General features: G+C 63.4%; 19 protein-coding genes. 15 read left to right on the top strand and 4 right to left on the bottom strand.

From position 1 onward, the window contains the following. Window positions 1-792, top strand: a complete 792-nt coding sequence (locus ACFOJ9_RS09030; protein WP_378978557.1) for an ATP-binding cassette domain-containing protein — start codon at window positions 1-3, stop codon at window positions 790-792. A gap of 87 nt (window positions 793-879) precedes the next feature. Then, a complete protein-coding gene (locus tag ACFOJ9_RS09025) occupies window positions 880-1,902 on the top strand; it encodes a LacI family DNA-binding transcriptional regulator (protein ID WP_378978556.1) in 1,023 nt (340 codons plus the stop codon). 342 nt (window positions 1,903-2,244) lie between these two features. Here the strand turns inward: ACFOJ9_RS09025 and ACFOJ9_RS09020 are convergent, their stop codons facing one another. Then, window positions 2,245-2,835, bottom strand: a complete 591-nt coding sequence (locus ACFOJ9_RS09020; protein WP_378978555.1) for a TetR/AcrR family transcriptional regulator — start codon at window positions 2,833-2,835, stop codon at window positions 2,245-2,247. A 244-nt stretch (window positions 2,836-3,079) separates the two neighbouring features. Here ACFOJ9_RS09020 and ACFOJ9_RS09015 point away from each other — a divergent pair, with 244 nt between their 5' ends. The 3 genes from ACFOJ9_RS09015 to ACFOJ9_RS09005 are packed head-to-tail and all read left to right on the top strand — an operon-like array spanning window position 3,080 to window position 7,671. Further along, a complete protein-coding gene (locus tag ACFOJ9_RS09015) occupies window positions 3,080-3,334 on the top strand; it encodes a hypothetical protein (RefSeq protein WP_378978554.1) in 255 nt (84 codons plus the stop codon). Next, window positions 3,328-6,504 (top strand): efflux RND transporter permease subunit, encoded by a 3,177-nt coding sequence (locus tag ACFOJ9_RS09010; protein WP_378978553.1) that lies wholly within the window; start codon window positions 3,328-3,330, stop codon window positions 6,502-6,504. The genes ACFOJ9_RS09015 and ACFOJ9_RS09010 overlap by 7 nt, the downstream gene beginning before the upstream one ends. Before the next feature lie 15 nt (window positions 6,505-6,519). Then, window positions 6,520-7,671, top strand: a complete 1,152-nt coding sequence (locus tag ACFOJ9_RS09005; RefSeq protein WP_378978552.1) for an efflux RND transporter periplasmic adaptor subunit — start codon at window positions 6,520-6,522, stop codon at window positions 7,669-7,671. 108 nt (window positions 7,672-7,779) lie between these two features. Here ACFOJ9_RS09005 and ACFOJ9_RS09000 read toward each other — a convergent pair whose 3' ends face one another. Both ACFOJ9_RS09000 and ACFOJ9_RS08995 read right to left on the bottom strand, forming a co-directional pair. After that, window positions 7,780-8,484, bottom strand: coding sequence for a molybdate ABC transporter substrate-binding protein (locus tag ACFOJ9_RS09000; protein WP_378978551.1), 705 nt, complete (start codon window positions 8,482-8,484; stop codon window positions 7,780-7,782). Then, on the bottom strand, window positions 8,481-9,431 hold the full coding sequence (locus ACFOJ9_RS08995; RefSeq protein ID WP_378978550.1) for a LysR substrate-binding domain-containing protein: 951 nt from the start codon (window positions 9,429-9,431) through the stop codon (window positions 8,481-8,483). Before ACFOJ9_RS08995 ends, ACFOJ9_RS09000 begins: the two co-directional genes overlap by 4 nt. A 103-nt stretch (window positions 9,432-9,534) precedes the next feature. On the opposite strand from ACFOJ9_RS08995, the gene ACFOJ9_RS08990 reads away from it, so the two are divergent. The 8 genes from ACFOJ9_RS08990 (at window position 9,535) to ACFOJ9_RS08955 (ending at window position 19,287) form a co-directional block, all read left to right on the top strand. Beyond that, window positions 9,535-10,323 carry a HalD/BesD family halogenase gene (locus ACFOJ9_RS08990; protein ID WP_378978549.1) on the top strand — a complete coding sequence of 263 codons (789 nt, stop codon included), beginning with the start codon at window positions 9,535-9,537 and terminating at the stop codon, window positions 10,321-10,323. A 107-nt stretch (window positions 10,324-10,430) separates the two neighbouring features. Further along, entirely contained in the window at window positions 10,431-11,123 is a 693-nt protein-coding gene (locus ACFOJ9_RS08985; RefSeq protein ID WP_378978548.1) for a GntR family transcriptional regulator, read from the top strand. Window positions 11,124-11,158: 35 nt separating this feature from the next. Further along, window positions 11,159-12,265, top strand: coding sequence for a mandelate racemase/muconate lactonizing enzyme family protein (locus tag ACFOJ9_RS08980; RefSeq protein ID WP_378978547.1), 1,107 nt, complete (start codon window positions 11,159-11,161; stop codon window positions 12,263-12,265). A 1-nt stretch (window position 12,266) separates the two neighbouring features. After that, window positions 12,267-13,451 (top strand): mandelate racemase/muconate lactonizing enzyme family protein, encoded by a 1,185-nt coding sequence (locus ACFOJ9_RS08975; protein WP_378978546.1) that lies wholly within the window; start codon window positions 12,267-12,269, stop codon window positions 13,449-13,451. 248 nt (window positions 13,452-13,699) lie between these two features. Beyond that, a complete protein-coding gene (locus ACFOJ9_RS08970; RefSeq protein ID WP_378978545.1) occupies window positions 13,700-15,364 on the top strand; it encodes an ABC transporter substrate-binding protein in 1,665 nt (554 codons plus the stop codon). A 71-nt stretch (window positions 15,365-15,435) separates the two neighbouring features. Then, window positions 15,436-16,389 carry an ABC transporter permease gene (locus ACFOJ9_RS08965; RefSeq protein WP_378987662.1) on the top strand — a complete coding sequence of 318 codons (954 nt, stop codon included), beginning with the start codon at window positions 15,436-15,438 and terminating at the stop codon, window positions 16,387-16,389. Beyond that, on the top strand, window positions 16,386-17,264 hold the full coding sequence (locus tag ACFOJ9_RS08960) for an ABC transporter permease (protein ID WP_378978544.1): 879 nt from the start codon (window positions 16,386-16,388) through the stop codon (window positions 17,262-17,264). The genes ACFOJ9_RS08965 and ACFOJ9_RS08960 overlap by 4 nt, the downstream gene beginning before the upstream one ends. After that, window positions 17,257-19,287 (top strand): dipeptide ABC transporter ATP-binding protein, encoded by a 2,031-nt coding sequence (locus ACFOJ9_RS08955; protein WP_378978543.1) that lies wholly within the window; start codon window positions 17,257-17,259, stop codon window positions 19,285-19,287. Before ACFOJ9_RS08960 ends, ACFOJ9_RS08955 begins: the two co-directional genes overlap by 8 nt. Before the next feature lie 33 nt (window positions 19,288-19,320). Here the strand turns inward: ACFOJ9_RS08955 and ACFOJ9_RS08950 are convergent, their stop codons facing one another. Continuing rightward, the gene (locus ACFOJ9_RS08950; RefSeq protein ID WP_378978542.1) at window positions 19,321-20,223 is read right to left on the bottom strand and encodes a LysR family transcriptional regulator; all 903 of its coding nucleotides are present in this window, start codon (window positions 20,221-20,223) and stop codon (window positions 19,321-19,323) included. 113 nt (window positions 20,224-20,336) lie between these two features. Here ACFOJ9_RS08950 and ACFOJ9_RS08945 point away from each other — a divergent pair, with 113 nt between their 5' ends. Then, entirely contained in the window at window positions 20,337-21,992 is a 1,656-nt protein-coding gene (locus ACFOJ9_RS08945; protein WP_378978541.1) for an ABC transporter substrate-binding protein, read from the top strand. Beyond that, a complete protein-coding gene (locus ACFOJ9_RS08940; protein ID WP_378978540.1) occupies window positions 21,989-22,879 on the top strand; it encodes a DUF427 domain-containing protein in 891 nt (296 codons plus the stop codon). Before ACFOJ9_RS08945 ends, ACFOJ9_RS08940 begins: the two co-directional genes overlap by 4 nt. The last annotated feature ends 71 nt before the right edge of the window (window positions 22,880-22,950 follow it).

Below are 22,950 nucleotides of genomic sequence, written 5' to 3'. Positions count from 1 at the left end.
ATGGCCGAGCCGCTGATCCGCATGCAAAACATCCGCAAGTCCTATGGCCGCGTGCAAGCGCTGGAGGACGCCAATTTCCACGTCAATGAACGCGAGATCGTCGGCCTGCTCGGCGACAATGGCGCCGGCAAGTCGACGCTGATCAAGGTGCTTTCGGGCGCCGTGCCACTGACCAGCGGCGATATTTTCATCCGCGGCAAGAAGGTGAATTTGCGCAGCACCAGCGACGCCATCGCCCAGGGTATCGAGACGATCTACCAGGACTCGGCGCTGGTCACGCAACTGTCGATCGCCCGCAATCTGTTCCTCGGACGCGAGCCGATCAAGCCGCCGCGCTTCCTCAACCAGATGGACCAGGACGCCATGAACGTGGTCGCCCGCGATCTGCTCAAGCAGGTCGGCATCTCGAAGAACATCCCGCCGACGACGCCAATCGGCTCGCTCTCCGGGGGCGAGCGCCAGGCGGTGGCGATTGCGCGCGCCATGCATTTCGACAGCGACCTGATCATCCTCGACGAGCCGACAAACAATCTTGGCGTCGCCGAGACACAGGGTGTGCTGAGTTTCGTACGCAACGCCCGCGATTCCGGCCATTCCTGCATTTTCATCGCGCACAACATCCACCATGTCTTCCAGGTGGTCGACCGCATCGTCGTCATGCGCCGGGGCAAGGTGGTCGCCGACGACATCGACCCGAAGAAAACCAGCGTGGCGGAGGTCGAACGGATCATCACCGGCATGTCGGACAAGGAAATCCGCGATGCCATCGCCGATGGCAAGCCATCGCACTGACGATCGGGTGATGGGCGGCAATCATCCATCACCTCAAATCGCATCGCTTGTCTGGCGCGGCATCGCATCGGCGCATAGGGTTGCGGCATGAAAGCCACCGTCTCGGATATCGCCCGCAATTGCGGGCTATCGACCGCAACGGTCGACAGGGTGCTCAACAACCGGCCGGGCGCCAGTGCCGCCAACCGGCAGCGCGTCATGGAGGCGGCCAAGCAGCTCGGCTATCTGCCGGTCGCCGACCAGGTGACGCTGCCCTCGCGGCCCGCCCATCTCGAATTCCTGCTGCCGATCGGCAGCAATGCCTTCATGCGCGACCTCGCCGGGCATATCGAGGACTATGCGGCGCGCCTACCTCTCGTCGCCTCGTGCCGAATCCATAACCTTGCCGGGATCTCGCCGAGCGCGCTGCAGACAGCCGTCGAAAACCTCTCGCTCAGGGCCAACGGCGTCGGTGTGATTGCCGTCGATCATCCGCGCACGCGCAACATCCTGCGCGACATCGTCGACGCCGGGATGCGCCTGGTGACGCTGGTGTCCGATGTTCCCGCGGCACCGCGCTCAGCCTATGTCGGCATCGACAACCGGGTGGCTGGACGAACGGCGGCACTGTTGATGGGACGCTTCCTTGGCGGCCGCACCGGCCATCTGGCGATGGTCGTCGGCTCGCGCTCCTATCGCGGCCACGAAGAACGCGAAATGGGTTTCCGCTCGGTGCTCAATGAGGAGTTTCCCAACCTGACCGTCAGCAGCGCCGTCGAGATCAACGACGAGCCCGACGTCAGCTATACCGAGACCATGAAAGCGCTGCACAACGAGCCGGAGCTGCTCGGCATCTATTGCGTCGGAGCCGGACACTCGGGCGTTGCAAGGGCGATCCGGGAGGCCAGGCCCAACCGCAAGCCGGTATTCATCTGCCACGACCTCACCAAGGACACGCGCGGCCATCTCGTCGACGACCTGCTCGATGTCGTCATCGACCAGAATGCCAGGCTGATCGCGGAACAGTCGGTCATCCGCCTGCTCGGCTCGATTGCGTCCTCGGCGCCCTATCTGACGCGGAAGTTCATCGAACCGCGATTGATCTTCAGGGAAAACGTCCCAGTTCAGTGAAGCGGGCGGCCTGGTAAAGCCTGTTTCCGGATTTGTATGATAATTGACACGGCAAATCTGCACAGCAGCTATGCAAGTTTCATTGTTGCCGAATCATTGGGCAAATCGTAGGTTCTGGTTGTCGGCCATCTACTCCTCCCAGATGCGATGCCGACGCTGAGTGGGGTGCACCTCCTCCCGCGCCACATTCGAAATCGAGCCCGCTGCCACCTCCTCCCGGCAGCGGGCTTTTTTCGTTCCGGATCAAGCGGCAGGTGAAAACGCGGGAATTTTCCGGCGTCAGGGGCACGCCATGGTCGCCCGCTGTGGCATACGGCGGCACAAAGCGTCGCACCGGGAAAATCAGCCGGCAGCAGTGCCCCTGAAGGAAACAATCAGCCCTTCCGCCATGCGGACGAACTGTGCGCTTGGGCCTTCCGTGCCGACACTCTGAACACTGACACGGGCGCCCTCAAGCAGAAGCGACAGCGTATCGGCGAGCAGCTCGGCCTGGCCGATGCCGGCATCCCTGCACAGCGTCACCAGGCGATCGCGCTGCGCCTCCTTCAATTCCTTGATCACGCGCCTGGCAGGATGATCGGTCTCGCTGAGCTCGATGGCAGCGTTGGCCATATCGCAGCCGCGGCCATCAGCTGTCAGGCAATCGGCGGCCATACGAACCCAGGAATGCAATTGCGCCAGCTTGTCGCCGGGATGCTCGGTTTCAAACTTTTCCCACATTGCACCAGCCTTACAGGCGGTGGCACGCAGGCACTGGATGATGAGGTCGTCCTTTGAATCGAAATGACGATAGAGCGTCATCTTGTTGGTTCCGGCGGCCTCAGTGATCGCGTCGATGCCGACGCCCTTGATGCCGTGCTTGTGAAACATGTCCTGCGCCGTCTCCAGGATCCTGTCCCGGGGGCGAGCGCGTTCCACAGTGCCGTCTTCCATCAAAACCTCCTTGGTTTCCCAAAAATCCCTCGGTACGCCTCTTGACTAGGGTGTTACCGATCTGTAACTTCCAGAATGTTACTTACTGGTAACACCTATGTCGCCTTCCGTCAATAACAAGGCCGTGATCTGGTCCTGCCAGACGAGAGGGACGGGAAACTGCCAATCATGCGGCCTCGGCCGGTGAAGAGATGAAAACGGTTCGCGAGCATGGGCTGCGAATCGACAGACAAGGAGCCGGCCAATGCCACAGCGCCGCGATCTTACCATAGATGAAGCCGTCCGGGATCCGATGATCCGGCTGGTCATGAAAGCGGATGGCGTCGACCCGCGCGCCTTCGAAAAGATGCTGCGCTTGCTTGCCGATGCGCAACGCCGCGAGGTGCCGTTGCTGCGTTCGCGGGACGACCTTGGTGACAAGCGCGGCCAAAGGCTGTCGAGAGTTGCCAACGCCTTCGGGCGGGCAACAGCAGCCGGAGAGGCGTGCGTGTCGTGGTAAATTTTTTCATTCACCGTCCGATCTTCGCCTCGGCGATCGCCATCATCATGGTGCTCGCCGGGTCGATTTGTTATTTCCTGCTGCCCGTCTCGCAGTTTCCCGACATCACACCGCCGCAGGTCGTGGTCAGCGCCCATTATCCCGGCGCCAGCGCGCAAGTGGTGGCAGACACGGTGACGACGCCACTGGAGCAGCAGATCAACGGCGTGCAAGGCATGACCTACATGTCGTCGACGAGCTCCAATGACGGCTCCTCGACCATCACCATCACATTCGATGTCGGTTACTCGCTCAGCACCGCCGCCGTCGACGTCCAGAACCGCGTTTCGCAGGCTGCTTCGTCGCTGCCGGCGATCGTCAACCAGGGTGGCGTGACGATCAAGAAGCAGAACCCGAATTTCGTCCTCATCGTCAACCTGACCTCGCCCGACAGTTCGGTCGATCCGGTGGCACTGAGCAACCTTGCCTATCTGCAGGTGGTCGATCCGCTGAAGCGGCTGCCCGGCGTCGGCGACGTACAGATCTTCGGCGAGCGGCGCTATTCGATGCGCGTCTGGCTCGATCCTGACAAGCTCGCCAATCTCGGCATCACCGCGGTCGACGTGCAAAACGCCATCGCCGAACAGAACGTTCAAGTGGCGGCCGGCAAGATCGGCCAGTCGCCGGCCCCGGCCGGCACCGCCTTCGAGATGCAGGTCAACGCCGTCGGCCGGTTGAGCGACCCGAAGGAATTCGGCGACATCGTCGTGCGCGCCAACACGGTCACCGGCTCGCTGGTGCGGCTGCGCGACGTCGCCCGCATCGAACTCGGTGCGCTGCAATATTCGTCGTCAGCCTTCTTCGGCAAGGACCCGACCGTGGTGCTCGCCGTCTACCAGATGCCCGGCTCCAATGCGCTCGATCTGCAGCAGCGGGTCAAGGATAAGATGCAGGAGCTTTCGGGCCGGTTCCCGAAGGGCGTCTCCTATGCGATGCACTATGACACCACCCGCTTCGTCTCGGCGTCGATGCATGATGTGCTGATCACACTCGGCGAAGCGCTGGTGCTGGTCGTCGCCGTGGTGTTCCTGTTCCTGCAGAGCTGGCGCACGACGATCATCCCGACCATCGCCATTCCGGTGTCGCTGGTGGCGACACTGGTCGTCATGGAGATGCTCGGCTTCTCGCTCAACATGCTCTCCCTGCTCGGCATGGTGCTGGCGATCGGCCTCGTCGTCGACGATGCCATCGTCGTCGTCGAGAATGTCGAACGACAGCTGGAGGCCGGGCTCAAACCGCTGGCGGCGACCAAGGCCGCGATGGGCGAGGTCACCGGTCCGATCATCGCCACCACCGCCGTGCTGATGGCGGTGTTCGTGCCGGTTGCCTTCATTCCGGGCGTCTCCGGGAAGCTCTACAACCAGTTCGCACTGACGGTGGCGATCTCCGTCGGCATCTCCGCCTTCAACTCGCTGACGCTGAGCCCTGCGCTCAGTGCCGCCTTCCTGCGGCATCGCGAGCCAACGCAGTTCGCGCTGTTCCGCTGGTTCAACACGGGCTTCGACAGGCTGTCGCATGCCTATGCCAACGGCGTGCGCATTCTCATCCGCTTGCGCTGGATCATGCTCGGCCTGTTCGCGGCCGGACTGGTCGCCACCTACTTCGTCTGGCAGCGGCTGCCCTCGACCTTCCTACCGGTCGAGGACCAGGGCTACTTCTTCGTCGTCATCCAGCTGCCCGACGGCGCGTCGCTGGAACGCACCGACGCCGTGGCGCAGAAGGCGCGCGACATCCTGCAGGCGACGCCCGGCGTCGAGATCGTCGGCTCGATCAGCGGCCTGAACTTCCTGACCAGTGCCGCGCAGTCGAACTCGGCGGTCGAATTCGCTATCCTGAAGCCCTGGGAGGAACGTGGTCCCGACCAGAGCGCATCGAAGCTCGTCGCCGACGTGCGCGGCAAGCTGATGCAGATTCCGGAAGCCTTTGCGCTGAGCTTCGATCCGCCGTCGATACCGGGCATCGGCACGACAGGCGGCTTCGAATTCGTCGTCGAGGATCTCACCGGCCGCGGCAGTTCCGCGCTCAACGACGCGACGCAAGCCGTGATCGCCGAGGCGCGCAAGCAGCCGGAGATCAACCCGCAGCAGCTGTTCTCGCCGTTCTCGACCTCGACGCCGCAGTTCAACTACGACCTCGACCGCAGCAAGGCCAAGCTGCTCGGCCTCAACCTGCCCGATGTGTTCAACACGCTGCAGATCTATCTCGGCTCGCTCTACGTGAATGACTTCAACCTGTTTGGCCGCACCTTCCGGGTGACCATCCAGGCTGACAAGGATGCGCGTGCGGGTGCCGCCGACATTTCGCGGCTCTATGTGCGCAATGCCTCCGGCGGCATGGTGCCGCTCAGCACGTTGGGCAAGCTGGTGCCCTTCGTCGGCCCGGAAACCGTGCCGCACTACAACAACAATGCCTCGGCCACGATCAATGGCGGTGCCGCGCCCGGCTTCTCCTCGGGCCAGGCGGTTGCCGCGATGGAACGGGCCGCCGCCACCGCGCTGCCCAGGGATTTCGGTTTCGAATGGACCGGCATCACCTTCCAGGAGCTCAAGGCAGGATCGATCGCGTCCGTCGTCTTCGGCCTCGCCATCGTCTTCGTCTTCCTGATCCTGGCGATGCAGTATGAGAGCTGGGCGATGCCGTTCATGGTGCTGCTGGCGGTGCCATTGGCCCTGTTCGGCGCCTTCGCAGCTTTGTTGCTGCGTGGCATGCAGATCGACGTCTACTCGCAGATCGGCTTCGTCATGCTGATCGGCCTGGCGGCGAAGAATGCGATCCTGATCGTCGAATTCGCCCGGCGACGGCGCGAGGAAGGCCTCAGCATCGTCGACGCGGCGATGGAAGCGGCACGGCTCCGGCTGCGGCCGATCCTGATGACGGCCTTCGCCTTCATCCTCGGCGTGCTGCCGCTGATGTTTGCGACAGGCGCCGGTGCGGCGAGCCGTCAATCGATCGGCACCACCGTGTTTGGCGGCATGGTCGCCGCGACCATCCTGTCGCTGGTGTTCGTGCCGGTCTTCTACGCGGTCATCGAACAGCTGCGCGAACGCCGCGGCAATGACGAGCCGGCATCTCAAGACAATGAACCAACGACTGAGCCCGCCTTGCGCCCCCTGGCGGAAGCGGCCGAATAAGATTGGAGACTGATCATGCGTAAATGGAAAATCGCGTTGGGAACGGCCGTCGCACTGGGAGCGATCTCGGTGGCCAGCGTCCACCTGCTCGACATGGGCAACCTCAGCCTCAATGCCGGAACGGCCGCAGCGACGCCTGCACCGGCGGCATTCGTCATGCCGGTGCCGGTCGTCAGCGTCGTCAAGAAGACGATCCCGATCTACCTGGACTACGCCGCGCGGACGGAGCCTATCCGCAGCATCACCTTGCAGGCCAGGATTCCAGGCTATCTGCAGGAGCAGGCCGCCGACGACGGTGTCGATGTCCGGCAAGGCGACCTTCTCTACAAGATCTCACCTGACGACTTCCAGGCGGCTCTTGACCAAGCGAAGGCCCAGGTACAGCGCGACACGGCGACGCTCGACTATGCCCGCTCCAACCTCGGCCGCGGCACCGAGCTTGCCAAGAGCGGCTACCTCGCCAAGGACGGCTTCGACCAGCGCACCAGCACCTTGCGCGAAGCGCAGGCGTCGCTGGCGCTCAACCAGGCGGCGGTCCGCACGGCCGAGCTCAATTTGAGCTATGCCGAAATCCGCGCGCCGTTTGGCGGACGCTTGGGCCGCAACCAGGCCTCGGTCGGAACGCTGGTCAGCGTCGCCGGCACGGTGCTCAACACGCTGGTGCAGCTCGATCCGATCTACGTCACCTTCAATCCGAGCGAGACGGATCTGGCCGAGATCGAGCAGGCCCGTGCGAACGGCCCTATCGAGGTCGAGGTCCTGCTTCCCGGCGAGACCGAGGCCAGCCAGAAGGGCGAGCTTACCTTCATCGACAATTCGGTCGACCGTTCGACCGGCACCATCACGGCACGGGCGACGATCGGCAACGGCAAGTTCACGCTGCTGCCCGGCCAATATGTTCGGGTCCGGCTGCATGTGAGAGAGCAGGCCGACGCGCTGATGGTCCCGCAGACGGCGCTGGGCTCGAGCCAGCTCGGCAAATACCTCTTTGTCGTCGGCAAGGGCAACACGGTCGACCAGCGGCTGGTTTCGCTCGGACCGACGAGCGGCGATCAGGTCGCCATCCTGAGCGGCGTTGCCGAGGGCGACCAGGTGATCACGGGCAATCTGCAGAAGATCGGACCCGGAGCGCCTGTATCGCCGATACCGGAAAAGCCGGCCACCTGAACACCCCCGTCAGGACCCGGCTTCAGCGCGGCGCCCCGGCCTTCCCACAGGTCGCGGGCGCCGCTCGACTGAGAGTTCACAATCAATGTGACTTGAGTGGGTTTTCGATCAGGCACGCTTTTTGCCGCGCTCTACGCCCTTTGCCGCCAGGATGTCATCGACGGCTGTCGACATCAGAAATTCCGACAGGTGCTTGGTAGCTTCTGCGTCCACTGGATCGGCGCTGATGCCAATGGCGAAGTCAACGTAACTTTGGAGCTCTGCCGGAAACTGACCGACAAGCATCACCTCGGGAGCGGCTGCAAGAATCGAAGTCACGGGAACGACCCCCAACTCGGCTTCACCACGGCCCACGGCCGGCGCTGTCAGCCCTCCTGGTACGGCCACCAGCTTGGGCTTCACCTCATCCGCTATTCCCAAGCGTTCCAGCAAACTGCAGAAGTAGGCGCCGCTGGTTCCTTCGCTGGCGTAGGCGATTGATCTGGCACTCTTCAATGCATGTTCGAATGCTTCTACGGACCCTATGTCGAGCGGTCGACTGCCTGCCTTGGCCGCCACCCCCATAGCTATCCGTCCAAACGCTATCTGGCTTCCCGCCTGGACCTTTCCCGAGGCGATCAGATCTTGAACCAGGTTCGGATTGGTGATGACGAGGTCAAACGGTTCTCCCGCCTCGATCTGCTTCTTTATCGTCGGATTGAGTTCCCACTTGGCGGCAACGGTCAATCCTGTGTCCGTTTCGAACCGAGAAATCACGGCAAGGACGGCGGGGCGGACCGCAATAGCGCCAAAAAGCCGGATGTCGTGATTCATGGCGTAACCTGAAATCGGTCGAAACGAGCTTCCTTATGATACGCTGCGGGCGCCATTTTGGTAAGCAGTTCCACCAGGCCGGCGACATCGGCACGGTCGGCTTTGGCCGGCGGCATGAAAGCGCAGTAGCGATGCCCGAGGCGGACCGATACTGATGACAGCGCGATGAGCCGGCCGGTCTCCAGATCGGCGCGCGCCATGACCCGCTGACCAAGGGCGATGCCCAGGCCCAGCCTCGCCGAGGCGATCGCCAGGCTGGACAGGCCGACGCGCCGCCCGTGCGACGGGTCGGGTGAGCGGCTGCCGCCGGAGGCCGCGAACCAATCCGCCCAGGTCGGGTGCGAGGCATAGTTCGGCCCCCAATTGGTGTGGATGAACTGGCTCTCATGCAGATCGGCGAGGCTGGGATCGCCATCGCCGTGCCGGTGCCAGAACTCCGGCGCGCAGACCGGCAGGACGTCATCATGGACGAGACGAACGAGTTTCAATCCGGGATAGTGATAATCGCCATAGCTGATGCGCAGATCGATGTTCTGGCGCATCAGGTCGACCGGGTCGTCCTCGACCCGGACGTCGATCGCCATCTGCGGGAAGGCATCGAGAAGCACCGCCAGCTTCGGCGCCAGCCACAGTTCGGCCAACGAGAACGGCACGCTGACGACCAGACGCGTCCGCACGCCGCCCTCCAGCATGCGCCGGCCTATGGCGGCGATGTCGCCCAAAGCCTTCGCCGTCTGCGGGTAGATGGCGTGGCCGGCGTCGGTCAGCGCGATGCGGTTGCCGCTGCGCACGAACAATTGCTTGCCGAACCAGCTCTCGAGATTGCGGATCTGCTGGCTCACCGCCGCCGACGAGACCCCAAGTTCTGTGGCGGCCAGGGTGAAGCTGCCGGCGCGCGCAGCGACCTCGAAGGCCTTGATCGCATTCAGCGGAGGCAACCGTTCCACACAAGGCTCCATAAGTTTTTCTTGCTCAATCCTAATTATTTTCGGCGTTGAGAGAAAGATTTTTTTGCCATCTCATAGGCTCGAACCCTCGGAGCCCATGACCATGAAAGACATTCTCGATTTCGACCGCTATCCGCTCGACCGCGAAGGCAGCGCCGAATGGCAGCAACTCGTCGAGCAATCCATTGCCGCGCTCGAAGTCGACGGCATGTTCAATCTCGAAGGGTTTTTGCGACCTGGCGTCGCCGAAAAAGCCGTGCGGGAAATCCGGCCGGTGATGGCCGCGCGCTCGCATGTGCACAAGCGGATGCACAACATCTACTTCAAGCCTGACATTCCCGAGCTTGCGCCCGACCACCCGGCGCTGCGCAAGGTGGAGACCATCAGCCACACCGTCTGTGCCGATCAGATTCCGGGCAGCGTCGTGCTCGCCATCTACGAATACGAACCGCTGCTGCGCTTCCTGGCAGCGACGATGGGTAAGACCAGGCTGCATGTCATGCAGGATCCGTTGGCGCGAACCAATGTCATGGCCTATCGCGCCGGCGAGGCTTTGAACTGGCATTTCGATCGTTCTGAATTCACGACGACGCTGCTGTTGCAGGCAGCGGAGCGTGGCGGCGACCTCGAATACCGCACCGATCTGCGGTCGGACGACAATCCCAACTATGACGGCGTCGCAAGACTGCTTGAAGGGCGTGACCCCGAGGCAAAAATCCTGCGCATGAAGCCGGGCACGCTGAATGTCTTCCGCGGCAAGAACACCGCGCATCGCGTCACTACGGTCGAAGGCGAGCGCGAGCGCATGATCGCGGTGTTTTCCTACTATGAGAAGCCCGGCGTGATGTTCAGCGCCGAGGAGCGGGTCGGCTTCTACGGCCGCGCCGCTTAAGGTCGAGGAGGCAGACATGCCAACAGTCCCCAAGAATCCGAAATGACCTCTTGTTAGATTGTCGACAATCTGCTTGTCTTGCTTTCGGTTTCCTTGGGAGTGGCCGAATGGGGAAAGCGGATTTCAGTCCGATCGCGGACACGACGCGCCGCGCCGAGATCGTGGCGCTGCTGCGGCGCGCGATCCTGACCGGCCAGCTCGAGCCCGGCCAGAAGCTCAACGAGCTCCGTATCTCCGAACAGATGCGCGTCAGCCGCGCGCCGCTGCGCGAGGCAATGCGCGAGCTGGTCCAGGAAGGCATCCTGACCAGCATTCCCTATGCCGGCACTTTCGTCATCGAGGTCACAGCCAAGGACATCGACGATGCCTATTCGTTCAACAAGGTGATGGACGAGCTGGCCATCGAGCGGGCGTGGCCGCTGCGCGACCAGCGCTTCTTCGACGAGCTCGATCGGCGCCACGAAGCAGTGAAGCAGGCGACCCGCGAGTTGGACACGACACGCCAGATCGAAACCGCGCTGCAACTGCATGGCCTGATCTACGAATGGGCCGACAATTCGGTGCTGCTGGAAACCTGGCAACGGCTGACCAGCCGGCTGCAGATGTATTTTGCGCTCCACCAGCATGCCCGCAATGAGCTGGTGCCGGCCGAAGACGTTCACGAAACCTATGTGCGGTTGCTGAAGGGCAAGGACATGCGTGCAGCCCAGCGTCATGCCAGGGAGCACATAGATCTCGATTTCGAGGAGTTGCTTTCCTACGCGCGCGGCCTCGAACAACGCCCGTCCAGGGGCGCCTGACCCGTCCCCATCATCGCTGACAACGGACAAGACACGTGCAGATCGAAACCATCAAAGCCTACCATGTCGTGCAGCCCTTCGTGGACGGGCCCTATCGCATGTCGAAGGGGCGCGAGGCCGACGCCTTCGACGCGGTCATCGTGTCCATTACATCAGACAGCGGCATCACCGGCTGGGGCGAGATGGCGCCGCTCGGCAATTTCTACTCGGCGGCCTTCCCGGCCGGCACCCGCGCCGGCGTGCCGGAGATCGCGCCGCACCTTATCGGCCACGATCCGCGCGGGCTGGCCAGCATCGGCCGGCTGATGGACACGGTGTTCAAGGGTCATCCCTACATCAAGTCGGCGCTCGACATGGCCTGCTGGGATCTGGCGGCGCGCGCCGCCGACGTGCCGCTGGTCACGCTGCTGGGCGGCCGGGAGAGCGAGACGGCCGAACTCTACAAGGTCGTCACCCATGGCAGCGTCGACGCCATGGCCGCACTGGCCAAGCGCATCGTCAAGGACGGCTTTCACCGGCTGCAGGTCAAGGTCGGCGGCAATATCCATGACGACATCGAACGCGTCACCGCGGTCGCCGCCTCGGTGCCGAAAGGCACGGTCATCTTCTGTGACGCCAATGCCGGCTGGACACCCTATCAGGCGCGCCAGTTCGCCGACGCGACGCGCAGCATCGACTACACGTTCGAGCAGCCCTGCACGACGATCGACGAATGCATGTCGGTGCGCCGCTCGCTGGACAAACCGATGGTGCTCGACGAGTCCGTCGCCTCGCTGGACGACATGCTCGACATCCACCGCAAGGGTGCGGCCGACGGGCTGACGCTGAAGATCTCGCGGCTCGGCGGCGTCAGCAAGACCCGCCAGATCCGCGACCTCGCCGTCGACCTCGGCTTCATGATCACCGTCGAGGACACTGGCGGCGCCGAGATCGACACCGCGGCGATGGCGCATCTGTCGCTGTCGACGCCGGAGGAGCGCCGGCTGCACGCCATCGCCTTCCATGAATGGGTGACGGTGCGCACGGCGTCAAACATGCCGCCGGTGACCGGCAGCCGCATGGGCATTCCGGACGGGCCGGGCCTTGGCATCGATGTCGTTCCTGACCTGCTCGGCGCGCCCTTCTTTGAAATCGGCCGCTGAGATGAAAATCCGCGGCATCAAAGCCACGCCAATCAATCTGCGCCTCGAAGCGCCTTACGCCTGGGTGTTCGGCGAGCTCGACGGATTTTCGCCGACCATCGTCGAGGTCGAGACCGAGGATGGCTTGATCGGCCTTGGCGAAGCACCGACCCCGGCGGCGGCCGCAATCATCAATGACGGTCTCGCCCCACGCCTGATCGGCCGCGATGCCTTCGACATCGCCGGCGCCGAGAACGTTTGTCTGCCCTACTGGACCGGCGTGCAGTCGATCAACGACCGCACCCGCATCATGGCCTTCGGCGCCATCGAAATGGCGCTGTGGGATCTGCGCGGCAAGGCGTGGAACCAGCCGCTCTACCAGTTGCTCGGCGGCGCCGTGCGCAAGGATATCCCGTTCACCGACTATTTTTCGCTGCGCGGCGACGGGCCAAAGGTGAAGGGCGAGACGACGCCGGAAGAAGTCGCCGACTATTGCGTTGAGTTGCACGAGACGCACGGGACGACCTTCTTCGAAGGCAAGTTCTCGACGCAGGACCCGAAAGTCTCGCTCAGGATGGTCGAGTTGATCCGCCGTAAACTCGGCGACGATGCGATGATCCGCATCGATTCCAACCAGGCCTATTCGCTCAGCACCGCGCGTCGGCTGGCGCGGCCGTTGGAAGAGCTCGGGGTGCGCAACTGGGAGGACCCGGTGGCGACCATCGAGGAGATGCGCGAATTGCGGCGCCATTGCTCGATCCCGTTCTCGACCCATAACATCGACGTTGCGCGCGCCATGGAAACCAGGGTGCCGGACGCTTTCGTCGGCAACCCGACGACGCATGGCGGCATCGGCCGGCTCATCCGTTTCGTCGGCGCCTGCGAGCACGCCGGCATCGATTTCTGGTGCTACAGCGGCGAGAGCGGCATCGGCAGTGCAGCCTATCTGCATCTGTGCGCGGCACTCGGCTGGATCAGGGAACCGAACCAGTCGCTGTTTCGCATGCTGCCGATGGACGTCACCGAGGAAGGGCCGTTCTCGCCGAAGAACAATTTCGTGCGCGTACCGGAAGGCCCCGGCCTTGGCGTCACCTTGTCGCGCGAAAACCTCGCGGCCTGTCACAGAGACTTTACCGAGAAAGGACCGTGCAACAAGTATCATGACCCGGCAAAGCCCGGAACCTATCGCCGTTTGCCGCTGAACTAGATGACGGCAAATGGTCAGACAGGCGGCCAAGAGACGAGAAGCCAACCACCGCGACTTCGGTTCGGAAAGGTCGGGCAAGACGGCGGAAGCAGTGCAGCCAGGAATCCGGCGCGTCCACGCCGCGACTGGATGGACCGGACAAAACCGCATGCTAAAGTTTCGGTCGACAGACCTCTCTGGCGGCCGAAAAATGGAGCAATCCACGAAATTTCGTCAACCATAAGAAATAGGGGAAAGGGTAAAAACCCATGAGCAAGAACTACAGCATCCTCGACCTGATCCGGCGCAATCGTTCGCCGCTTGAAAATCACCTCATCGACGGCCTCGTCGACGGCAGGGTCAGCCGCCGCGACTTCGTCCGCCACGGCAGCCTGCTTGGCCTGTCGCTGCCGTTGCTCGGCCGTATCGGCATGGCCGCCGGCCTCGGCGGCATGCCGTCGCTGGCGCGCGCCCAGGGTGCGCCCGGCGCCACCATCCGTGTCGCCAGCAGCGTGCCGGCAGCAACGATCGACCCGGTCACCATTGCGGACGCCGGCGGCCTGCTGGTCATGCAGCAGGTTGCGGAATTCCTTTGTGTCGACGGCCCCGACCTGGTGCTGCAACCGGCGCTGGCCGAAAGCTGGAAGCCGAACGACAACGGCACGGTGTGGACCTTTAAGCTGCGCAAGGGCGTAAAATTCCACAGCGGCGGCGAGATGAAGGCCGACGATGTCGTGGCCAGCATCGACCGCCTTGCCGACCCGGCCAACTCGTCGAACGCGCTGTCGGTGTTCACCGGCATCCTGCAGAAGGGCGCGTCAAAGAAGGTCGACGACTACACGGTGGAATTCCACCTCGACGCCCCGAACGGCAATTTCCCCTACATGCTGTCGTCCGACAACTACAACGCCGTCATCATTCCGGCGAGCTACAAGGGCGACTACGAAAAGAGCTTCGACGGCACCGGGCCGTTCAGAATAGAGAAATACACGGCAAAGGTCGGCGCTTCCTTCGTCCGCAACGAGGACTATTGGGGGCCGAAGGCCTTGCCCGAGCGCACCGAATTCACCTTCTTCACCGACACGCAGCCGCAGATCCTGGCGCTGCAGGGCGGACAGGTCGACATCATCAACCAACTGCCGGTGCTGGCCGGCGTCGCTTTGCTCAACGATCCGAACGTCGACATCATCAGCCTGAAGTCGTCGGCCCATCAGCAACTGCACATGCGCTGCGACGAGGGCCCGTTGAAGGATGCGCGCGTGCGTCGTGCCATTGCGCTCTGCCTCGATCGCGACAAGCTGGCCGCCGGCCTGATGAAGGGACGCTCCGCACTGGGCAATGACAGCCCGTTCGCCGCCGTATACCCTTCGACCGATACGAGCGTGCCGCAACGCAAGCAGGATATCGCGCAGGCCAAGCAGCTCATGGAAGCAGCCGGCCTTGGCCAGGGCTTCAAGATAACGCTGACCACCGAACGCTATCTGGAAATCCCCGAATACGCCCAGCTCATCCAGAACTGGGTCAAGGAGATCGGCGTCGAGCTCGACCTCAACATCCTCGACCAGAGCGGCTATTACGGAGACGCGGTGTTCGGCAAATCGAACTGGCTGGATTCGGTGATGGGCATCACCGACTACGGCCACCGCGGCGTGCCGAATGTCTATCTTGCGGCACCGCTGAAGAGCGAAGGCACCTGGAACGCGGCGCACTTCAAGAACAAGGACTATGACGCGCTGGCGACCAGCTACATCGCTGCCCTCGATCTCGAGGCGCAGAAGGCCGACGCCGGCAAGATCCAGAAGCTGCTGCTCGAGGAAACGCCGGTCATCTTCGGCTATTTCTACGACTATCTGACGGCGACGGCGAAAGGCGTGGCCGGCGTGCAGCCGACCGCGATGTCGCAGCTGTTCCTCGACAAGGCATCGAAGGCCTGAACGGAAAGGGAAAGCCAATCCTCTAACAGCCAGCTCCCGCATGGGGGCTGGCTTCACAAGGAGTCTTAGCCATTCTCTCCTTCCTTGTCCGGCGTGTCTCGCTGTCGCTCGTCACGCTGTTCCTGCTCAGCATCATGGTGTTCCTGGGCGGCCAGGTGCTGCCCGGCAATGTCGGGCGCGCCATATTGGGTCCGTTCGCCGACCAGCGCGCGGTCGATGCGCTCAATCACACGCTCGGCGTCGATCGCCCGCTGCTGGCGCAGTACTGGGGCTGGATCTCCAGCTTCGTCCAGGGCGACATGGGCACGTCCTACATCTTCCGCTCGCCGGTCGCGCCCTTCGTCATCGATGCGCTGGGCAATTCGATGAAGCTGGCGGCGGTCGCCTTCGTGCTGGTGGTGCCGATCGGTATCCTCGGCGGGGTCGTTGCCGCACTCAATCTCAACCGCCCGCTCGACCGCATCATCAGCCTTGGCGGCCTGTCGGTGACGGTGCTGCCCGAGTTCGTCACCGGCATCATCCTGATCCTGATCTTCGGGGTGTGGCTGCGCTGGCTGCCGATATCGGCCGCATGGCCGCGCGATGCCGGCTTCTTCACGCAGCTTTATTATCTGATCCTGCCCTCGCTGCCACTGTTCCTGGTGCTGTTCGGCTATATCGCCCGCATGGCGCGCTCCGGCATGATCGAAGCGCTCGATTCCGACTATACCAGAACCGCGGTGCTCAAAGGCCTGCCCTGGCGCACGGTGATTTGGCGCCATGTGCTGCGCAACGCGCTGTTGCCGACCATCACCGTGATCGCGACGCAGACCGGCTACCTCATCGGCGGCCTGGTCGTCATCGAAACGCTGTTTCGCTACCAGGGCATCGGCTCGCTGATCTTCACCGCGGCGCGCGGCAAGGATTTCCCGATGCTTGAATCGGGCATTCTCACCATCGGCATCGTCTATGCCGTGGCCACCCTTGTCGCCGACTTCCTCTATTCCGTGCTCAATCCGCGCATCCGGCTGGGGTCAGATCAATGAGCGCCGTCCAGACCAGCTCCCCGACACCAGACGACACGCGACGGCGCGGCCCGCTGGCGGAGGTCTTTTTCTCCCTGCTGCGCTCCCGAACATTCCTTGTTGGTTTCGCCATCGTGCTGTTCTGGGTGGCCTGCGCGCTGTTCGGTGAGCATTTCGCGCCCTACGATCCGCTCGCCGACGACATCATCAATGCGCTGGCGCCGCCTTCGGCCGAACACTGGTTCGGTACCGACCAGATCGGCCGCGACGTCTTCTCGCGCGTCATCGTCGGTTCGCGCGACATCCTGACCGTCGCACCGCTGGCAACCTTGCTGGCGACGGTGGCCGGCACGGCGCTCGGCCTCATCACCGGCTATTTTCGCGGCCTCGTCGACGATGTCGTCAGCCGCATCCTCGAAGCCTTCATGGCGATCCCGGTGGTCATCGTCGCGCTGCTGGCAATCGTTGCGCTCGGCACCTCCAAGACGACTGTGATCGTCGTCATTGGCCTCAGCTTCGCGCCGATCATCGCGCGCACCGTGCGCTCGGCGGTGCTGGCCGAGCGCGAACTCGACTATGTCGCCGCCGCACAGCTCAGGCACGAAAGCGCTTTGCATACGATGTTCGTCGAGATCCTGCCCAACGTCATTCCGCCAATCCTGGTCGAAACCACCGTGCGGCTCGGCTATGCCATTTTCGCCGTCGCCACGCTCTCCTTCATGGGCTTCGGCATCCAGCCGCCCTCGCCCGACTGGGGGCTCTCGATTTCCAACAATTACGGCATGATCGGCGGCGGCTTCTGGTGGACGGTGCTGTTCGATGCGCTCGCCATCGCCTCGCTGGTGATCGGCGTCAACCTGGCGGCCGACGGCGTTCACGGAGCGCTCAATGACTAGTTCCGCCAAGGCCAAAAACGCACTCGAACTCACCGACCTGTCGGTTGCCTACCGCGTCGCCGGGCGCAACCGCGCGGTGCTGCGCAACCTCAGCCTCACCATCGGCCAGGGCGAAGCCTATGGGCTGGTCGGCGAGTCCGGCTGCGGCAAATCCACCGTGGCGCTCACCGTGGTGCGCTATCTGCCGCGCAACGGCTCGATCACCGGCGGTGCGATCTCGCTCGATGGCCAGGATGTGATGAAGCTGGACGCCGAAGCGCTCAGGCGCGCTCGCGCCGAAAGCGTCTCGATGGTCTATCAGGACCCGGGCAAGGCGCTGAACCCGTCGATCCGCGTCGGCCGCCAACTGACCGAGATTTTTGAACTTGGCGGCATAACGGGTCAGGCGGCCACCGACCGGGCGATTGCGATGCTGAACCGCGTGCGCATCTCCGATCCTACAAGCGTCATGCAGCGCTATCCGCATCAGCTTTCCGGGGGGATGCAGCAGCGCGTGGCGATTGCCATGGCGCTGGCCAACGATCCGTCGATGCTGATCCTCGACGAGCCGACGACCGGCCTCGATGCGACGGTGGAAGCCGAAGTGCTCGACCTGATCGCGCAGCTCAGGCAGGAACTGTCGGCCTCGATCCTGTTCATCAGCCACAACCTCGCCGTCGTTTCCAACATGTGCGACCGGGTCGGCGTGCTCTATGCCGGCATGCTGGTCGAGGAAGGGCCGACGGAGGTCGTGTTCAACGATCCGCGCCACCCCTACACCGTAGCCCTGCTGCGCTGTTTGCCACGCGGAGGCCAGCGCAAGGATCAAGGCCGCCTCGACACCATTCCGGGTTTTCTGCCCGGCATCGGGGCCGACATCAGGGGCTGCGCCTTCGCCGATCGCTGCGCATTGGCAGACGACCGCTGCCGCAGCGAATTGCCACCGCTCTACGATCTGGGCGGCCGGCTGTCGCGCTGCTTCCATCACGACAAGGCGCAAGCGCTGCCGCGTGCGACACCGAGCGATGTGGCGCCCGCCCCAAAGCCGGCGGCAGCACCGGTGCTGCGCGTCGCCGGGTTGAACAAGACCTATTCCAGCCACGGTCACGCACTGCGCGCCGTCAAGGACGTCTCGCTCGACCTGCGGCCCGGCGAGACACTCGGGCTGGTCGGTGAGTCCGGCAGCGGCAAGACGACCTTCGCCAGGCTGCTGCTCGGCCTGGTGCCGCCTGACGCGGGCGGCACCATCGAGCTCGAGGGCAAAGCGCTGGCGCCACGGCTGGAAAACCGCAGCGACGACCAGGTCAAGGCGATGCAGATCGTCTTCCAGAATCCGGACTCCGCGCTCAACCGATCGCATTCGATCCGCCACCTGATCGGCCGGGCTCTGAAGCGGCTGGCCGGCCTTTCCGGCAAGGCGCTGGAAGCGCGCCTCAACGACCTCGTTCGCTCGGTACGGCTCACCGACCGGCATCTGGCCGTCAAGCCACGCCAGCTTTCCGGCGGCCTGAAGCAGCGTGTCGCCATCGCCCGCGCCTTTGCCGGCGATCCGCGCATCGTGGTCTGCGACGAGCCGACCTCGGCTCTCGACGTCTCGGTGCAGGCGGCAATCCTCAATCTGCTCGCCGACCTGCAGTCCAAGGAGGACGTCAGCTACATCTTCATCTCGCACGACCTCGGTGTGGTGCGTTACCTCTCCGACAAGATCGCCGTGCTCTATCTCGGCCGCATCATGGAGCTTGGACCGTCGGAAGACGTCTTTTCCGGTCCGCATCATCCCTATACCGAGGCGCTTTTGTCGGCCGTGCCCAAACTCGATCAGACCGAGACGGCGCGCATTCGTCTCGACGGCGAAATCCCCAGCGCCACCAACCCACCGTCGGGCTGCGTGTTCCACACGCGCTGCCCGCGCAAGATCGGTCCGATCTGTGAGCAGCAGGAGCCGCCGCTCAGCGAGGCCCAGCCCGGCCATTCGATCCGCTGCCACATTCCTTACGCCGAACTGGCGAGGTTGCAGAAAGCGGTCGTGACAGAGCCGGCATAGCGAGCATCACCGTCTCTCGAGCGGCTTGGCCAGTCAGATCTGGCTGGCCATGCTGAGGGAACGGTCGCCTTCCGAAAAGCCCTGGCCTTCGGCCCAGTCTGTGGCCAGATTGCGCAGGCCGGTGAGCGCGACATCCAGAACATCAGACGAGACGGGGTTCGAGGGATAGGCGAGGTAGATCGGCCGCTGGAAAACCGGCGCGTTGTCGATGCGCCGCATCTCACCACGTTCGATATGACCGCTGACGGCGCTGAGCGGCAGATAGGCGGCAGCCTGCTGCGACAGCACGTGCTGCAGGCCGATGAAGACCAATCCGGCCGATATGGCCGGCTTGACCATGCCGGCGAAAGCGCGGTCGTGCTCGATGCGGAATTCCAGTCCCCAGTCCATCAGAATGTAGTTTTCGGTCCACGGCTTGGTCTGCGCGGCATGCTGGACAAGCACGACCTGATCGACCGCCAGCGTCTCGTAGACGATGCCGGGATGCGGCCGCGGCAGATAGAGGATGCAGATGTCGAGCAGGCCTTCCGCCAGCTGGTCGATCGCCGAGTCCGGAAAGCTGCCCTCCAGCCGCAGCGCCACGTTCGGCCGCCTGGCGCGCATCCACTCGACCCATGGCGAGGTGATGCGGTCCCACAGATAGGCAGGCGCGGTCAGCCGCAGCAAGGTCTCGTAGCCATCGGGAACAGCGATGTCCTGCCTCGATTGCTCCCATGTGCGGGTGATGGAAGAAGCATGTGGCAGGAACTGCCGGCCGGCCGGCGTCAGCGTGACGCCATCGCGGTCGCGCACGAAAAGCCGGCGTCCTAACTGCTCCTCCAGCCCCCTGATCCGCGCACTGACGGTGGACTGGGCAAGGTTGAGCCGGCTGGCCGCGACGGTGAAGCTGCCATGGGTGGCGACTTCGAGAAAGCTGCGCAGATTTTCAGTGTCCATGCCCACCTCTTGCATCGAAAATTTCGATGGCCCCTATCAAAAAATATCGCTTTCCGGCGGCAGTCAACAATGAACTAGATGGCCGAGCCCCAAGACAAGCGAGGAATCCAGCCATGCCCGAGCATTTCAGGATGATCGACAACGCTCGCAGAACGCTCACTGCAATCGAAAATTCCGCTGTCGACGAAATGCTGGCCGGCAGGATCGGCCGCCGCGACTTCCTGCGCCATGGCAGCGTGCTTGGGCTGTCCCTGCCCTTCCTCGGTAGCCTCGTCGCGGCAGCTGGCTTTGGCACGCAGCCGGCTCGCGCCGAGGGCAAGCCGGGCGGCACGGTGCGCGCCGGCGTGGCGACGCCGGGCGGCGCCATCGATCCCGTCACCTACTATGACAGCGGCAGCTACCAGCTGGTTTTCCAGACCGCCGAGTTTCTCTGCATCACGCAGCCGGACCTCACCTTGAAGCCGGTGCTGGCAGAGAGCTGGTCGCCGAACGAGGACGGCAGTGTTTGGACCTTCAAGCTGCGCAAGGGCGTGAAATTCCACAATGGCGAGGACTTCAAGGCCGACGACGTCGTCGCGACCTTCGACCGGCTGGCCGACCCCAACGGTGCTTCCAACGCGCTGTCGGTGTTCAAAGGCCTGCTGTCGAAGGGCGGCACCCGGAAGGTCGACGACCACACCGTCGCCTTCCATCTCGATGCGCCGAATGGCAGCTTTCCCTATTCGGTGTCGATCGACAATTACAACGCCGTCATCCTGCCGGCGAGCTATAAGGGTGATTACGAAAAGACGTTCGAAGGCACCGGGCCGTTCCGGATGGAGACCTACACTCCAAAGGTTGGCGCGACCTTCATCCGCAACCCCGACTATTGGAGCGAGAAGGCGCTGCCCGACCGGCTCGAATTCAAGTTCTACGGTGACGTGCAGCCGCGTATCCTGGCGCTGCAGGCCGGCGAGGTCGACATTCTCGATGCGGTTCCGCTCGATGTCAGCCAGGTGGTGCTCAACAGCCCTGATATCACCGTGTTGCGTGTCGCTTCGACCGCGCACCGCCAGCTTCACATGCGCTGCGACACCGGCCCCTTCACCGACAAGCGCGTGCGCCAGGCGCTGGCGCTGTGCATCGATCGCTCCAAGCTGGTCGACGGCCTGTGCCGCGGCATGGCGGCGACCGGCAATGACAGCCCCTTCGCGCCGGCCTTCCCCGCGACCGACAAGTCGGTGCCGCAGCGCGTCCAGGACATAGCCAAGGCCAAGCAATTGCTTGAAGCGGCAGGACTGGCTAGCGGCTTCGACATCACGCTGACCACGCTGCGCTATTCCGACATTCCCGGCTACGCGCAATTGTTCCAGAATTTCGCCAAGGAGATTGGCGCCCGCATTGCGCTCAACATCGAGGACCAGGACAAATATTACGGCAAGGCGGTGTTCGGCCAGTCGGACTGGCTGGACAGCCCGCTCGGCATCACCGACTACGCGCATCGCAGCGTGCCGAACGTGTTCCTCAAGAGCCCGCTGGTCAGCGACGGTCCGTGGAACGCGGCGCACTTCAAGAGCCCGGCCTATGACGGCATGGTCACCAGCTATCTCAAGGCGCTGGATGTCGGCGCGCAGCGCGCTGCCGCCTCCGACATCCAGAAACTGCTGCTCGACGAGACGCCTGTCATCTTCAGCTATTTCCCCGACCTGCTGGTGCCGGTGCGCAAGAATGTCAGCGGCCTGCCGCCGATCGCCGCCGGCCTGCTGCTCGATCGCGTATCATTGAATTGATCGCGCGCCAGCGCCCGATGATAAAAGAAGAGAAACGGGAGACTACCATTCGCAAGCCCCATCTGCGCGGCCGTGGGCCGCATTTTCCCTTGCTCGACACCATCGTGCAGTACGAATTCGAGCCGGGCTATGTAGCCTTCACCATGCCCACGCAGAAGCGCCTGCGTGTGCAGGTAGGGTCAATGACGGTCGCAGACACGGTCAACGCGCTGGTGTTCTACGAATCCGATCACCTGCCGGTCTACTACTTCCCGATCAGCGACGTTCGCGAGGAGTTCCTGCTGCCGAGCAAGACGACGACAGAGGACCCATTCAAGGGCATAGCCACCCACTATTCGCTCAACACCGGCATCACGCTGGTCGAGGACGCGGCCTGGCGCTATCTCGATCCGGTCAAGGGCTGTCCGCCAATATCGGACTATATGTCGTTCACCTGGAGCAAGATGGGGCACTGGTTCGAGGAGGACGAGGAGATCTTCGTCCACGCCCGCGATCCGTTCCGCCGGGTCGACTGCCTGCCGTCCTCGCGGCGCGTGCAGGTCATCCTCGACGGCGAGCAGGTCGCCGATTCATGCCGTGGCGTGTTCCTGTTCGAAACCGGCCATCCGGTGCGCCACTATCTGCCGATCGCCGACACGCGGCTCGATATGTTCGCGCCCAGCCGCTACATCTCGCGTTGCCCCTACAAGGGCATCTCCAACTATTATCACGTGACGACGAAGGCCAAACGTCACGAGAACCTCGTCTGGTACTATCCTGAACCCGTGCACGAGGCGGAGCGCATCAAGGGGCTGGTCTGCTTCCACCACGAACTGGTCGACAAGATCCTGGTCGACGGCGTCGAAATCCCGAAGGAAGCCACGGCCGCGTCGAGCGGTTATTTCTGAGCATCGACGCCAGTTACGCGCGGGCGCTTGATCGAAGCACGGTTCAGCGCATACCCTCCCCGAGGCAGGGA

This window comes from Mesorhizobium cantuariense, assembly GCF_042647205.1.
Lineage (GTDB): Bacteria > Pseudomonadota > Alphaproteobacteria > Rhizobiales > Rhizobiaceae > Mesorhizobium > Mesorhizobium cantuariense.
This window is presented reverse-complemented; position numbering and strand designations above follow the sequence as displayed.